Here is a 13,107-nt window from a genome sequence, read left to right as displayed (position 1 = left end):
GCATCCACCTTCGGCCGCGGACCGCAGGTGGCTCGTCGCGCAGTTCCCCGTGCCCCTCCCAGGGGCGCCGCTCGCAGCACGCACTCATGCGCTGGACTCGCGCATTCGCCTTCGGCCGCGGACCGTCGGTGGCCGCTCTCGCGGTTTCTCGCGCTCCTCCAGGGGGGCCAGGCATCTTCAGCTCGTCATGGGGGTCCCCCCTGGCCCTTAAGGCCTTGGGGGAGATTGAGGACGAGCGCCCTTCAGGCGCGAATGGGGTCTGGGGCGGAGCCCCAGGAGTGTCCGTCAGCCAACCACACCCCCGGAGGGTCTCGGGGAGGGGCGGGGTGGGGGGAGAAGAACCGGCTACGCCACGTTCACGCGTTGGCCCGGCGGGGCCGCCTCCAGCCACGCCAGGAACCCCGTCAGCGCATCCTCGGACATCGCCAGCTCAAGCCGCGTACCCCGATGCGTACACCCCAGAATGATCGCGTCGGAGAGCAGCGCCAGCTCCTCCTCGCCCTCGGGGAGGCGGCGGGACACCACGTCGATGGCGGACCGCTCGAGCACCCGCCGCGGCCGGGGCGCGTACGAGAAGACGCGGAACCACTCGATCCGGTCGCCGTTGTAGCGGGCCACCCCGTACACCCAGCCCTTGCCGCTGGTGTCCGGCGTCTCCGGAAGGCCCCAGCGCAGACTGCAGTCGAAGGTCCCGCCCGAGCGCTGGATCAGCCGCCGGCGCAGACCGAAGACGAAGAGTCCCACCAGTACCAGCGCGACGACCAGGCCACACACAAGCAGAGCGAGAGTCATCTACACCGACCTCCTCGCTCAACCAGTAATCCAGCAACGGAAAAATCTGCCTGCATCGCCTCAGCCGCGACCGGCTCCGGGAAGTTCCGGACCGAGCCGCGGCTGAGGGAAAACTCCGGCGGGGTGCTAGCGCACCGCCACCGCACGCAGTCGTACATCGGCGCGCCGCTCGGCGGCGGCGTCCGACTCGGACTTCGCGCTCTCCAGCGCGCGCTCGGCACGCTGGACGTCGATCTCGTCCGCCAGCTCGGCGATCTCCGCCAGCAGCGACAGCTTGTTGTCGGCGAAGGAGATGAATCCACCGTGCACCGCCGCGACGACGGTGCCGCCCTCGCTCGTACGGATCATCACCGGGCCCGACTCCAGCACACCAAGGAGCGGCTGGTGACCGGGCATGACGCCGATGTCGCCGGACGTGGTGCGCGCGACGACCAGGGTGGCCTCGCCGGACCAGACACTGCGGTCCGCGGCGACGAGCTCGACGTGCAGCTCAGTAGCCATGGTTGGCTCCTCGGGTCACCACCCGGCGGTTCGGCCGGGTGTTGGGACAATTCTAGTCAGTTCTCAAGTGGCGCTACGCGGAGGGGCGGGACGCACCCACCCCTCCGCGCGGTCGGGCGCGTCAGGAGACGCCCAGCTCCTTGGCGTTGGCCTTGAGGTCCTCCAGGCCACCGCACATGAAGAACGCCTGCTCGGGGAAGTGGTCGTACTCGCCGTCGCAGATCTGGTTGAACGCCGTGATCGACTCGTCCAGCGGAACGTCCGAACCGTCGACGCCGGTGAACTGCTTGGCGACGTGCGTGTTCTGCGACAGGAAGCGCTCCACGCGGCGGGCGCGGTGCACGACCAGCTTGTCCTCTTCGCCGAGCTCGTCGATGCCGAGGATGGCGATGATGTCCTGGAGGTCCTTGTACTTCTGCAGGATCGTCTTGACGCGCATGGCGGCGTCGTAGTGCTCCTGCGCGATGTAGCGCGGGTCCAGGATCCGGGACGTGGAGTCCAGCGGGTCCACGGCCGGGTAGATGCCCTTCTCGGAGATCGGACGGGAGAGAACCGTCGTCGCGTCGAGGTGGGCGAAGGTGGTGGCCGGGGCCGGGTCGGTCAGGTCGTCCGCGGGGACGTAGATCGCCTGCATCGAGGTGATCGAGTGACCACGGGTCGAGGTGATGCGCTCCTGGAGGAGACCCATCTCGTCGGCCAGGTTCGGCTGGTAGCCCACCGCGGAGGGCATGCGGCCGAGCAGGGTCGACACCTCGGAACCCGCCTGGGTGTACCGGAAGATGTTGTCGATGAAGAAGAGGACGTCCTGCTTCTGGACGTCACGGAAGTACTCCGCCATCGTCAGACCGGCCAGGGCGACGCGCAGACGCGTGCCCGGCGGCTCGTCCATCTGACCGAAGACCAGGGCGGTCTTGTCGATGACGCCCGAGTCCTGCATCTCCTCGATGAGGTCGTTGCCCTCACGGGTGCGCTCACCGACACCGGCGAACACCGACACACCGTCGTGGTTGTTGGCCACGCGGTAGATCATTTCCTGGATGAGGACGGTCTTGCCGACACCGGCACCACCGAACAGGCCGATCTTTCCACCCTTGACGTACGGGGTGAGAAGGTCGATGACCTTGACGCCGGTCTCGAACATCTCGGTCTTGGACTCGAGCTGGTCGAAGTTCGGGGCCTTGCGGTGGATCGCCCAGCGCTCGCCGATGTTGGCGTTCTCCTCGGGCTTGTTCAGCACCTCGCCGAGGGTGTTGAACACCTTGCCCTTGGTGAAGTCGCCGACCGGCACCGTGATGCCGTCGCCCGTGTCGGTCACCGGGGCCTGGCGGACCAGACCGTCGGTGGGCTGCATCGAGATCGCGCGGACGATGCCGTCACCCAGGTGCTGGGCGACTTCGAGCGTCAGCGTCTTGAGCTTGCCGTCCTCGGCCGGGTCGGCCACCTGGACGTGCAGCGCGTTGTAGATGTCCGGCATCGCGTCGACGGGGAACTCCACGTCGACGACCGGGCCGATGACCCGGGCGACGCGGCCCGTGGCAACGGCCGTCTCAACAGTGGTCGTCATTACTTGTCACTCCCCGCGGTCGCGTCGGCCAGCGCACTGGAGCCACCGACGATCTCGCTGATTTCCTGGGTGATTTCGGCCTGGCGGGCCGCGTTGGCAAGCCGGGAGAGGCTCTTGATGAGCTCTCCGGCGTTGTCGGTGGCCGACTTCATCGCGCGGCGACGGGCGGCGTGCTCGGAAGCGGCCGACTGAAGCAGCGCGTTGTAGATGCGGCTTTCGACGTAGCGCGGCAGCAGGGCGTCGAGGACGTCCTCCGCCGACGGCTCGAAGTCGAAGAGCGGAAGGATCTGGTCCTTCGCGCCCGTCTCTTCCTGAGCCTTCTCGAGCGACAGCGGCAGCATCCGGTCGTCGACCGGCGTCTGCGTCATCATCGACACGAACTCCGTGAAGACGATGTGCAGTTCGTCCGCACCGCCCTCGGCCGTCTCCGTCTGGATGGCCTCGATCAGCGGCGCGGCCACCTGCTTGGCGTCCGCGTACGTGGGGCTGTCGGTGAAGCCCGTCCACGAATCCGAGACCTTGCGCTCACGGAAGCCGTAGTAGGCGACACCCTTGCGGCCGACGATGTACGTGTCGACCTCCTTGCCCTCGCCGCGCAGCCGCTCCGAGAGCCGCTCCGCGGCCTTGATGGCGTTGGAGGAGTAGCCGCCGGCCAGACCGCGGTCGCTCGTGATGAGCAGGACCGCGGCGCGGGTCGGGGCCTCGGCCTCGGTGGTGAGCGGGTGCTTGGTGGTGGAGCCGGTCGCCACCGCGGTCACCGCACGGGTGAGCTCGGTCGCGTACGGCGTGGAGGCCGCCACCTGGCGCTGCGCCTTGACGATGCGCGAGGCGGCGATCATCTCCATCGCCTTGGTGATCTTCTTGGTCGCGGTGACGGATCGGATGCGACGCTTGTAGACCCGGAGCTGAGCTCCCATGAGTCAGGTCCCTTCCGTCGTCGTCACTTGCTGGTGCTGACCGGCACGTCGTCGCCCAGGAGCTTGCCGTCCGAGGTCTCGAACTGCCGCTTGAAGCCGGCGATGGCGTCGGCCACGGACTGCAGCGTGTCGTCCGACATCTTCGCGCCCTCGGCGATCGAGGTGAGGAGCTCCTTGCGCTCGCGGCGCAGGTACTCCAGCAGCTCGGCCTCGAAGCGGCGGATGTCCTCGACCGGGACGTCGTCCATCTTGCCGGTGGTGCCGGCCCAGATGGAGACGACCTGCTCCTCGACCGGGAACGGCGAGTACTGCGGCTGCTTCAGCAGCTCGACCATGCGCTTGCCGCGCTCCAGGGAGGCCTTGGATGCGGCGTCCAGGTCGGAACCGAAGGCGGCGAACGCCTCCAGCTCGCGGTACTGGGCGAGGTCGACACGCAGTCGGCCGGACACCTGGCGCATGGCCTTGTGCTGCGCGGAACCACCGACTCGGGAGACGGAGATACCGACGTTCAGCGCGGGGCGCTGACCGGCGTTGAACAGGTCCGACTCCAGGAAGCACTGGCCGTCGGTGATGGAGATGACGTTGGTCGGGATGAACGCCGACACGTCGTTCGCCTTGGTCTCGACGATCGGCAGACCCGTCATCGAACCGGCGCCCATGTCGTCCGACAGCTTCGCGCAGCGCTCGAGCAGACGCGAGTGCAGGTAGAAGACGTCGCCCGGGTAGGCCTCGCGGCCCGGCGGACGGCGCAGCAGCAGCGACACGGCGCGGTAGGCGTCGGCCTGCTTCGACAGGTCGTCGAAGATGATGAGGACGTGCTTGCCGTCGTACATCCAGTGCTGGCCGATGGCCGAACCGGTGTACGGGGCGAGGTACTTGAAGCCGGCCGGGTCGGACGCGGGCGCGGCGACGATCGTCGTGTACTCCAGCGCGCCGGCCTCTTCCAGGGCGCCACGCACGGAGGCGATGGTCGAGCCCTTCTGGCCGATGGCGACGTAGATGCAGCGGACCTGCTTCTTCGGGTCGCCCGAGCGCCAGTTGTCGCGCTGGTTGATGATCGTGTCGACGGCCAGAGCGGTCTTGCCGGTCTGACGGTCACCAATGATCAGCTGACGCTGGCCACGGCCGATCGGCACCATCGCGTCGACGGCCTTGTAACCGGTCGCCATCGGCTCGTGCACCGACTTGCGGACCATGACGCCCGGAGCCTGCAGCTCCAGGGCGCGGCGGCCGTCGGTCTCGATCTCGCCGAGGCCGTCGATCGGGTTGCCGAGCGGGTCGACGACGCGGCCGAGGTAGCCCTCGCCTACGCCGACCGAGAGCACCTCACCGGTGCGCTGCACCGGCTGGCCCTCTTCGATTCCGCTGAACTCGCCGAGGACGATCGCACCGATCTCGCGCTCCTCGAGGTTGAGGGCGAGACCAAGGGTTCCGTCCTCGAACCGCAGCAGCTCGTTCGCCATGGCCGAGGGAAGACCCTCGACCTTCGCGATGCCGTCGCCGGCAACGCTGACCGTACCGACCTCCTCGCGCGAGGCCGCGTCCGGCTGGTACGACTGGACAAAGGTCTCCAGCGCGTCCCGGATCTCCTCCGGCCGGATCGTGAGCTCCGCCATCTGGGTTCCCTGCTCTCCTTGTTGGGCCCGAAGTTTCTAAGGGGGTCTGGGGGCCGACCCCCAGGAATCTTCTGCAATTTCTGCACGGCCCAACCGGGCCGCTGGTGTTGCTAATTCAGTTGCTGTGCCGACCGCTCGGTCAGCGCGCCAGCCGCCGGTTCGCCTCTTCGAGACGGTCCGCGATGGTGCCTTCGATGACCTCGTCGCCGACTCGCACCGAGATCCCGCCGAGGACTTCGGGGTCCACGTCGAGGTTCAGGTGCATCTGGCGGCCGTAGATCTTCGCCAGGGCCGCACCGAGGCGCGACTTCTGGAGGTCGGTCAGCGGGACCGCCGAGGTGACGACGGCGACCATCCGGTCCCGGCGGTGCGCGGCCAGCTTGGAGAGGGACTCGAGTCCCGCTTCCAGGCTACGTCCACGCGGCCGGGTCACAAGACGGCCGACCAGACGCTCGGTGACCGGGTTCGCCCTGCCGCCGAGCAGGCTGCGCAGCAGCTCGGCCTTGGCCGCGACCGTGGCGGTGCGGCTGGTGAGCGCGGCGCGCAGCTCGGTGCTGGAGGTGACGATGCGGCCGAACCGGAACAGCTCGTCCTCGACGTCGTCCAGCGCGCCCGACTGCTGCGCGGCGGTGAGGTCGGCGGTGCTCGCCAGTTCCTCGAGCGAGTCCACCAGGTCACGCGACTGCGACCAGCGGGAGCGGACCATGCCGCCCACCAGGTCGGCGGTCTCGCCGCCCACCTGGCCGCCGAACAGGCGCGCGGCCAGCTCGGCCCTGGCCTCGCCGGCCTGCGCCGGGTCGGTCAGGACCCGACGCAGCGAGACCTCGCGGTCGAGCAGCGTGGTGACGGCGGCCAGCTCGTCGCCGAGCTTCGCCGCGTCGACGGACGTGTTGTCCATCAGCGCGTCGAGACGCTCGCGTGCGGCGGCCAGTGCCTCGCGGCTCGCGCCGTTCATCGGACGGCCTCGGCCTTCTCCTCGAGCTCGCCGAGGAAACGGTCGATGGTGCGGCTCTGGCGGGCGTGGTCCTCGAGGGACTCGCCGACCAGCTTGCCGGCCAGGTCGGTCGCCAGCTTGCCCACGTCCTGACGGAGCGAGTGCGCGGCGGCCTTGCGGTCGGCCTCGATCTGAGCGTGGCCGGCAGCGATGATCTCCTCACGCTGCCGCTGGCCTTCCGCCCTCATCTCCTGGATGAGCGCGGTGCCCTGCTCGGTCGCCTCCTGGCGCAGTCGCGCAGCCTCGTGGCGGGCCTCGGCGAGCTGCGCCTTGTACTGCTCAAGGACGCTCTGGGCCTCGGTCTGAGCGGCCTCGGCCTTCTCCATCCCGCCTTCGATGGCCTCGCGGCGCTCGTCCAGAACCTTGTTGATGTTCGGGAGGAGCTTCTTGGCGAGGAAGCCGAAGACGATGACGAAGGCGATGAGGCCGATGACGAGCTCAGGCCACGGCGGAACGAGGGGGTTTTCCTTGCCCTCGGCCGCCAGCTGAACCATGGTGAGGTTCACATCAGTGCCTTTCGTCGGTCGGTCTTGTCGTGGTTCGTCTTAGTAGACGAACGGCATGACGAGGCCGATCAGGGCCAGCGCCTCACAGAACGCGAAACCGAGGATCTGGTTGGCGCGGATCAGGCCGGCCGCTTCGGGCTGACGGGCGAGAGCCTGCGTGCCGTTACCGAAGATGATGCCGACGCCGACGCCGGGGCCGATCGCGGCGAGGCCGTAACCGATGGAGCTGAGCGAGCCGGTGACGCCATCGGAGGCAGCGAGGATCTGGGACATGCCAGTTCTTCCTTCTCTTTCACGGACCGGTGGGGGTTGGCCACCGGACGACTGGGGGTATGGAGGGGGCGGACGGTCAGTGGTGCTCGGCGACGGCGCCCTGGATGAAGACGCAGGCCAGCAGCACGAACACGTACGCCTGGACGGCCTGGATGAAGAGCTCGAACGCGGTCATCACGACGACCATCACGAAGGAGACGCCGGAGTACGCGATGCCGATGCCGTTGAGCATGTACCAGCTGGCGATCGTGAACAGCAGCAGCAGGGTGTGACCGGCGAACATGTTCGCGAAGAGTCGCACCGCGTGCGTGAAGGGGCGGACCAGCACGTTCGAGAAGAACTCGATGACCATGACCAGCGGCAGCACGCCGCCCAGGGTCTTGTCATAGCCGGTCAGGTTCTTGAAGCCGCCGACGAAGCCATGACGCTTGAACGTGAGCGTCATCCAGATCACGTAGACGACCAGGGCGAGCACCGCGGGGTACGCGATGATCGACGTCACCGGGAACTGGGCGACGGGGACGATCGACCAGAGGTTCATCATCCAGACGAAGAAGAAGATCGAGACCATGAGGGGGACCCACTTCTCGCCCTCCTTCTTGCCGATCGTCTCGTAGACGATGCCGCGGCGTACGAAGTCGTAGCCGGCCTCGGCGACCATCTGGAGCTTGCCGGGAACAAGCTTCGGCTTGCGGAAGGCCGCCCAGAAGAAGCCGACGATGATGAGCGAGCCCAGCAGGGCCAGCAGCATCGGCTTGTTGAAGTACAGGCCGTTGGTGTCGCCCCAGAGCGGCTCGAAGAGGAACGAGTGCAGGCCGGGACCCTCGAAGCCACAGCCGTTCGACTGGAAGATGTGGCAGCTCGGATCGAAGGCGAGCACCTGCGTCGGGTCAGCACTCACCGCGGGCTCCTTCAGCGTGGCGCATAGGTACGGCAACCTCGTTGTGTCGGCGCGGCGCGAAGCCGCGGTTCGGCACTGGACTGGTGTTACGGATGATGGGGCGGCGGTCGGGCATCAAGCCTCGCGATTGAGCAGGCGTCAGCTCAGATGCCCGCGCCCGCAGTGCCGCAGTTGGCACCGGACGATAGCAGGGTCCTGAACTCGCATTTATTCCGGCCCTACCGTTCACGACGACGGCCCCGTCTTTTCGGGCTTGTTGCCCTCAGCGGTATCCGGTTCGACGTAAAGGATCTTCGCCTTCATGTGCGCACGCGCCTGCGCGCCGATCCACACGAGGGTCAGCGCGACGAGGGTCGCGGCGAAGCACTTGGGGTTGAACAGCGTCGTGTTCTTGAAGACCGCGACGAAGATGAACAGCAGGAGCAACTGCGCGGTGTACAGCATCAGCCCCATGGCCTGGAACAGATGCGGAAGCGATTTGGCAGTGCGTTCCAGGACGACGAGTCCGATGCCCATGAAGAGGATCACGACCAGCGTCGCGACGATGGCGCCCACCGCTCCCTTGCCGCCCGCGACCACGCCGCTGACCACGGCGGCAACAGCGCCCGCGGCAGCGGTGGGTAGGGCGGTCTGGAGAAGAGTGCGTGCGTCGTTGGACGGCATGGCGGCAGCTCCGCTTGCTGGTGGGGGCAAAGTGGTGTCGTCATGGACGAGCGTAAGCCCGGGCCGAGTTGGTCCCTCGGGCCAACGGACCGTCGCACTACGGTCCTTCGGCTCTGGCGCCGGGTCTCGTGAACCGTATCACAAACTATTTGATGAGGTCTTTACCATGGAAGTGTGCCGCCCGTCACACTTGAGAGTGGTCCTGCGCGTTTGTGCGCAACGGGCGGCGAGATGTCTGGTATTGGGCGTCGACGCGGCAATTCGTCAGCGTGACGCACCGGTCTTCCGTCGGTCGGGGAAACGCGAACGGGGGCCGATCGCGGTCGCCCCGTTGACGCCGGAGACCCCGGCGACCACAGGAGTGCGCTCGCCGCGCACCTCGTCCTCCGCGGCCGGCGCGAGCGAGTGCACCGCCTCCGGCTCGCCCCGCGCGTGCCGGTAGCGCGGCGGCACGAACCGCTCGGCCCACTGCGGGGTGCGCGGCGCGAACCGCGGGAGCAGCAGCAGGACGAGCCCGACCGCGCTCAGCGCGACGATCAGCAGCACGATCCACATCGACGCCGAGTGCACCGAGTAGGCGACCGCGCCGAAGGCGATGAGCGCCGACCAGAAGTACATGATCAGCACCGCCCGGCTGTGCGAGTGCCCGATCTCCAGGAGCCGGTGGTGCAGGTGCCCCCGGTCCGCGGCGAACGGCGACTGCCCGTTCCAGGTCCTGCGGACGATGGCGAGCACCAGGTCGGCCATCGGGATCGCGATGATCGACAGCGGCATGAGCAGCGGGATGAAGACCGGCAGCATCGCGTGGGTGGCATCGCGGGTGCCGCCGAAGTTGAGCTTCATCGCGTCGGGGTCCACCTGGCCCGTGATGGAGATCGCGCCGGCCGCGAGCACCAGGCCGATCAGCATCGAGCCCGAGTCCCCCATGAAGATCCGGGCCGGGTGCATGTTGTGCGGCAGGAAGCCCACGCACATGCCCATGAGGATGGCGGCGAACAGGGTGGCGGGGGCGGCCGCCTCGATCCCGTAGCCGTACCAGAGCCGGTAGGCGTACATGAAGAACGCCGCCGAGGCGATGCACACCATGCCGGCGGCCAGGCCGTCGAGGCCGTCCACGAAGTTCACCGCGTTGATGGTGATCACGACGAGCGCGACCGTGAGCAGGGTGCCCTGCCAGGAGGTCAGCGAGACCGAGCCGATGCCGGGGATGGGCAGCCACAGGATCGTCAGACCCTGCATGACCATGACGCCCGCGGCGATCATCTGGCCGCCGAGCTTGATCAGCGCGTCGATCTCGAACTTGTCGTCCAGGACGCCGATCAGCCAGATCAGTGCGGCGCCGGACAGCAGGGCGCGCGGTTCGTTGGACTGGCTGAAGACGGCGTTGAGGCCGTCGAGGTGGTCGGCGACGAGCAGTCCCGCGCACAGGCCGCCGAACATGGCGATGCCGCCGAGCCTCGGCGTCGGTTCCCGGTGCACGTCACGCGCGCGGATCTCCGGCATCGCACCGACGGCGATGGCGAACTTCCGCACCGGCCCGGTGAGCAGATAGGTCACCGCGGCCGTGACGCAGAGCGTCAGCAGGTATTCACGCACGGGCTGCCCCAGAGGTATCGCTGGCCATCTCAGCCCCACACCCTAGCTTCGCGCGCATGTGGTTGAGGACATCCGGATCCGGCAGATGGTTGCAGACACCCCCGTGAGGCGGGGATAAGCGCCGCATTCTTCCGGTATGCGAACTCTGTGAGAAGGCCCCGGACCACCGGATCAGGACCCTCTTACGGAGGGGGAAACCTTTCCGCCAGTTCCCGTACCCCCGCCCGCGCCTGGGGATCCTCTCGCATCGCCATCGCGAACAGCACCGCGATTCTGGCCATTTCCGCCTCTCCCATCCCCTGGGTGGTGACGGCGGCGGTGCCGAGCCGGATGCCGCGGGCGTCCGCGTGCGGCAGGGCGCAACTGTCCAGGACGAGCCCGGCGCCCGCCAGCCGGCCGCGCGCGGTGCGGCCGTCGACGCCGAACGTCGCCGGGTCGGCGAGCACCAGATGGGTGTCCGTGCCGCCGGTGACCACTCCGAACCCCTCGGCCAGCAGCCCCTCGGCGAGGGTGCGCGCGTTGGCGACCACCTGATGGGCGTACGCCGTGAAGCCCGGAGTGGACGCCTCGCCGAAGGCGACCGCCTTGGCGGCGATCGTGTGCATCTGGGCGCCGCCCTGCGTGAAGGGGAAGACCGCGCGGTCGATGCGGGCCGCCAGCTCGCTGCCGCACAGGATCAGCCCGCCGCGCGGCCCGCGCAGCACCTTGTGGGTGGTGGCGCACACGACGTCGGCGTACGGCACCGGGCTCGGCGCCGCTCCCCCGGCGATCAGTCCCATGGGGTGGGCGGCGTCCGCGATGAGGTAGGCGCCCACGTCGTCGGCGATCTCCCGGAAGGCCTGGTAGTCCGGATGGCGCGGGTAGGCGATCGATCCGCACACGATCGCCTTGGGCCGGTGCTCGACCGCCAGGTCCCACACCTCGCCGTAGTCGATGAGCCCGGTGCCCGGCTCGACGCCGTACCCGACGAAGTCGAACCACCGCCCCGAGAAGTTGGCGGGCGAGCCGTGCGTGAGGTGTCCGCCGAACGGGAGCCCCATCGCCAGAACGGTGTCTCCCGGCTTCAGGAGCGCCGCGTAGGCCGCCAGGATCGCCGAAGTACCCGAATGCGTCTGTACGTTGGCGTGGGCGGCCCCGAACAGGGCCTTGGCGCGGTCGACGGCGATGCGCTCGGCCACGTCGACGACCTCGCAGCCGCCGTGGTGGCGGGCGCCCGGATATCCCTCGGCGTACTTGTTGCCGAGCTGGGAGCCCAGGGCGGCGCGCACGGCGGGCGAGGTGAAGTTCTCGGCGGCGATCAGCTGCAGCGAGGAGGCCTGCCGCTCGGCCTCACCGAGCAGCACGTCGGCCATTTCGGGGTCCTGCCGCCTGACGGCGTCGAGCCCCGCGAGTTCGGTGCCAACTGCGGAGGTGACGGACATGCACCCAGCGTAGGTCCCGACCGCCCCGCGCGCCCGGCGTGCGGGCCGGGCGGCGGCGGGGTGCTTCAGTGGTGGGTGGGCACGCCGGTCAGGGCGGTGACGACCGGGTCCAGGGCCTGGTTGATCTCGTCGCCGATGGAGCGGAAGAACGTGATCGGGGCGCCGTAGGGGTCGTTGACCTCGTCCGCCTCAGCGCTCGGGGCGAGCAGCCAGCCGCGCAGCGCGGCCGCGGCCCGCACCAGGGCCCTCGCCCGCTCCACCATGCCCTCCTGGAGCGGATCGGGCAGCGTGGCGGGGTCTATGGCCCGTACGAGGCGGGTGAACTCCTTCAGGGTGAAGGTGCGCAGGCCCGCCGAGTGGCCCATCGAGATGACCTGGGCGCGGTGGTCGCGGGTGGCGGTCAGCACCAGGTCGGCGGTGATGACGTGCTCGTCGAGCAGCTCGCGCCCGGTGAAGCCGGTGGCGTCAGCGCCGAAGTCGGCGAGGACGGCGGCGGCGTTGGCCTCCATCGGGGCGCCCTCGTGCCCCCAGGTGCCGGCGCTCTCCACGATGAGGCCGCCCGTGAACGGGTCCCCGAGCCGGTGGCTCAGGGCATGGCGGGTCAGCCGCTCGGTGATCGGCGAGCGGCAGACGTTGCCGGTGCTGACGTGGAGGATGCGGAACGAGTTCCCCGCAGGGTGAACCGTGCCTATGCCACGCCCCTCAGGGGCGGTCAATTGGCCACCTCGAGGTCGGGTACCACCTTGCGCAGCTCGTCCGCGTCGAGGGCGCCCGCGCGCAGCAGCACCGGGACCTTTCCGGTGACGTCGACGATCGACGACGGAATGATGCCCGGGGTGGGGCCGCCGTCCAGGTACACCGAGACGGAGTCGCCCAGCATCCCCTGCGCGGCGTCGCAGTCCTCGGGCGAGGGGTGGCCGGTGAGGTTGGCGGAGGAGACGGCCATCGGGCCGACCTCGGTGAGCAGCTCGATGGCGACCGGGTGCAGCGGCATCCGGATCGCGACGGTGCCCCGGGTGTCGCCGAGGTCCCACTGGAGCGACGGCTGGTGGCGCGCGACCAGGGTCAGGGCGCCCGGCCAGAACGCGTCGACGAGCTCCCAGGCCTGCTCGGTGAAGTCGGTGACCAGGCCGTGCAGGGTGTTCGGCGAGCCGATGAGCACGGGCGTGGGCATGTTGCGGCCGCGGCCCTTGGCGTCGAGCAGGTCGGTGACGGCCTGCGAGCTGAAGGCGTCCGCGCCGATGCCGTACACGGTGTCCGTCGGCAGCACGACGAGCTCGCCGCGGCGTACGGCGGAGGCGGCTTCGCGCAGACCGGTGGTGCGGTCGGTGGCGTCGTTGCAGTCGTATCGCCGAGCCATCAG

The 13,107-nt window shown here is 68.9% G+C and carries 14 protein-coding genes; all 14 read right to left on the bottom strand.

Annotated features, from left to right (window positions below; translation table 11 throughout):
- Nucleotides 1-345 precede the first annotated feature (345 nt).
- The gene (locus AC07F3_RS25030) at nucleotides 346-792 is read right to left on the bottom strand and encodes a DUF2550 domain-containing protein (protein ID WP_114038179.1); all 447 of its coding nucleotides are present in this window, start codon (nucleotides 790-792) and stop codon (nucleotides 346-348) included.
- 126 nt (nucleotides 793-918) lie between these two features.
- The gene (locus tag AC07F3_RS25025) at nucleotides 919-1,293 is read right to left on the bottom strand and encodes a F0F1 ATP synthase subunit epsilon (RefSeq protein WP_053726996.1); all 375 of its coding nucleotides are present in this window, start codon (nucleotides 1,291-1,293) and stop codon (nucleotides 919-921) included.
- Between the two features lie 121 nt (nucleotides 1,294-1,414).
- Complete coding sequence (gene atpD, locus AC07F3_RS25020; protein ID WP_114038177.1) at nucleotides 1,415-2,857, bottom strand: F0F1 ATP synthase subunit beta; 1,443 nt, start codon at nucleotides 2,855-2,857, stop codon at nucleotides 1,415-1,417.
- Complete coding sequence (locus tag AC07F3_RS25015) at nucleotides 2,857-3,774, bottom strand: F0F1 ATP synthase subunit gamma (RefSeq protein WP_469839861.1); 918 nt, start codon at nucleotides 3,772-3,774, stop codon at nucleotides 2,857-2,859. The genes atpD and AC07F3_RS25015 overlap by 1 nt, the downstream gene beginning before the upstream one ends.
- Before the next feature lie 23 nt (nucleotides 3,775-3,797).
- The gene (gene atpA / locus AC07F3_RS25010; RefSeq protein ID WP_350232672.1) at nucleotides 3,798-5,390 is read right to left on the bottom strand and encodes a F0F1 ATP synthase subunit alpha; all 1,593 of its coding nucleotides are present in this window, start codon (nucleotides 5,388-5,390) and stop codon (nucleotides 3,798-3,800) included.
- A gap of 139 nt (nucleotides 5,391-5,529) precedes the next feature.
- Nucleotides 5,530-6,345, bottom strand: coding sequence for a F0F1 ATP synthase subunit delta (locus tag AC07F3_RS25005; RefSeq protein WP_479116674.1), 816 nt, complete (start codon nucleotides 6,343-6,345; stop codon nucleotides 5,530-5,532).
- The gene (locus AC07F3_RS25000) at nucleotides 6,342-6,878 is read right to left on the bottom strand and encodes a F0F1 ATP synthase subunit B (protein ID WP_063802014.1); all 537 of its coding nucleotides are present in this window, start codon (nucleotides 6,876-6,878) and stop codon (nucleotides 6,342-6,344) included. Before AC07F3_RS25000 ends, AC07F3_RS25005 begins: the two co-directional genes overlap by 4 nt.
- A 51-nt stretch (nucleotides 6,879-6,929) precedes the next feature.
- Nucleotides 6,930-7,163, bottom strand: coding sequence for an ATP synthase F0 subunit C (atpE, locus tag AC07F3_RS24995; protein ID WP_053726990.1), 234 nt, complete (start codon nucleotides 7,161-7,163; stop codon nucleotides 6,930-6,932).
- Between the two features lie 76 nt (nucleotides 7,164-7,239).
- Nucleotides 7,240-8,064, bottom strand: a complete 825-nt coding sequence (gene atpB / locus AC07F3_RS24990) for a F0F1 ATP synthase subunit A (RefSeq protein WP_388438453.1) — start codon at nucleotides 8,062-8,064, stop codon at nucleotides 7,240-7,242.
- Between the two features lie 225 nt (nucleotides 8,065-8,289).
- A complete protein-coding gene (locus AC07F3_RS24985; protein ID WP_344376727.1) occupies nucleotides 8,290-8,727 on the bottom strand; it encodes a Cg1360 family ATP-synthase-associated protein in 438 nt (145 codons plus the stop codon).
- A gap of 264 nt (nucleotides 8,728-8,991) precedes the next feature.
- Nucleotides 8,992-10,335, bottom strand: coding sequence for an MraY family glycosyltransferase (locus AC07F3_RS24980; RefSeq protein WP_479117020.1), 1,344 nt, complete (start codon nucleotides 10,333-10,335; stop codon nucleotides 8,992-8,994).
- Nucleotides 10,336-10,505: 170 nt separating this feature from the next.
- Nucleotides 10,506-11,744: a serine hydroxymethyltransferase gene (locus AC07F3_RS24975; protein ID WP_479116673.1), complete on the bottom strand. Its 1,239-nt coding sequence runs from the start codon at nucleotides 11,742-11,744 to the stop codon at nucleotides 10,506-10,508.
- Between the two features lie 65 nt (nucleotides 11,745-11,809).
- Nucleotides 11,810-12,460 carry an arsenate reductase/protein-tyrosine-phosphatase family protein gene (locus AC07F3_RS24970; protein ID WP_479116672.1) on the bottom strand — a complete coding sequence of 217 codons (651 nt, stop codon included), beginning with the start codon at nucleotides 12,458-12,460 and terminating at the stop codon, nucleotides 11,810-11,812.
- Nucleotides 12,457-13,104 carry an L-threonylcarbamoyladenylate synthase gene (locus tag AC07F3_RS24965; RefSeq protein WP_479116671.1) on the bottom strand — a complete coding sequence of 216 codons (648 nt, stop codon included), beginning with the start codon at nucleotides 13,102-13,104 and terminating at the stop codon, nucleotides 12,457-12,459. The genes AC07F3_RS24970 and AC07F3_RS24965 overlap by 4 nt, the downstream gene beginning before the upstream one ends.
- Between the last annotated feature and the right edge of the window lie 3 nt (nucleotides 13,105-13,107).

The organism is Streptomyces sp. NPDC045846, assembly GCF_056431605.1.
This window is presented reverse-complemented; position numbering and strand designations above follow the sequence as displayed.

What these genes read in the sequence shown, in the direction of transcription:
- AC07F3_RS25005 (WP_479116674.1), bottom strand. Translation starts at nt 6,345, where the DNA reads ATGAACGGCGCGAGCCGCGAGGCACTGGCCGCCGCACGCGAGCGTCTC.
- AC07F3_RS24965 (WP_479116671.1), bottom strand. Translation starts at nt 13,104, where the DNA reads ATGGCTCGGCGATACGACTGCAACGACGCCACCGACCGCACCACCGGT.
- AC07F3_RS25000 (WP_063802014.1), bottom strand. Translation starts at nt 6,878, where the DNA reads ATGGTTCAGCTGGCGGCCGAGGGCAAGGAAAACCCCCTCGTTCCGCCG.
- atpE (WP_053726990.1), bottom strand. Translation starts at nt 7,163, where the DNA reads ATGTCCCAGATCCTCGCTGCCTCCGATGGCGTCACCGGCTCGCTCAGC.
- AC07F3_RS25025 (WP_053726996.1), bottom strand. Translation starts at nt 1,293, where the DNA reads ATGGCTACTGAGCTGCACGTCGAGCTCGTCGCCGCGGACCGCAGTGTC.
- AC07F3_RS25015 (WP_469839861.1), bottom strand. Translation starts at nt 3,774, where the DNA reads ATGGGAGCTCAGCTCCGGGTCTACAAGCGTCGCATCCGATCCGTCACC.
- AC07F3_RS24985 (WP_344376727.1), bottom strand. Translation starts at nt 8,727, where the DNA reads ATGCCGTCCAACGACGCACGCACTCTTCTCCAGACCGCCCTACCCACC.
- atpA (WP_350232672.1), bottom strand. Translation starts at nt 5,390, where the DNA reads ATGGCGGAGCTCACGATCCGGCCGGAGGAGATCCGGGACGCGCTGGAG.
- AC07F3_RS24975 (WP_479116673.1), bottom strand. Translation starts at nt 11,744, where the DNA reads ATGTCCGTCACCTCCGCAGTTGGCACCGAACTCGCGGGGCTCGACGCC.
- AC07F3_RS25030 (WP_114038179.1), bottom strand. Translation starts at nt 792, where the DNA reads ATGACTCTCGCTCTGCTTGTGTGTGGCCTGGTCGTCGCGCTGGTACTG.
- atpD (WP_114038177.1), bottom strand. Translation starts at nt 2,857, where the DNA reads ATGACGACCACTGTTGAGACGGCCGTTGCCACGGGCCGCGTCGCCCGG.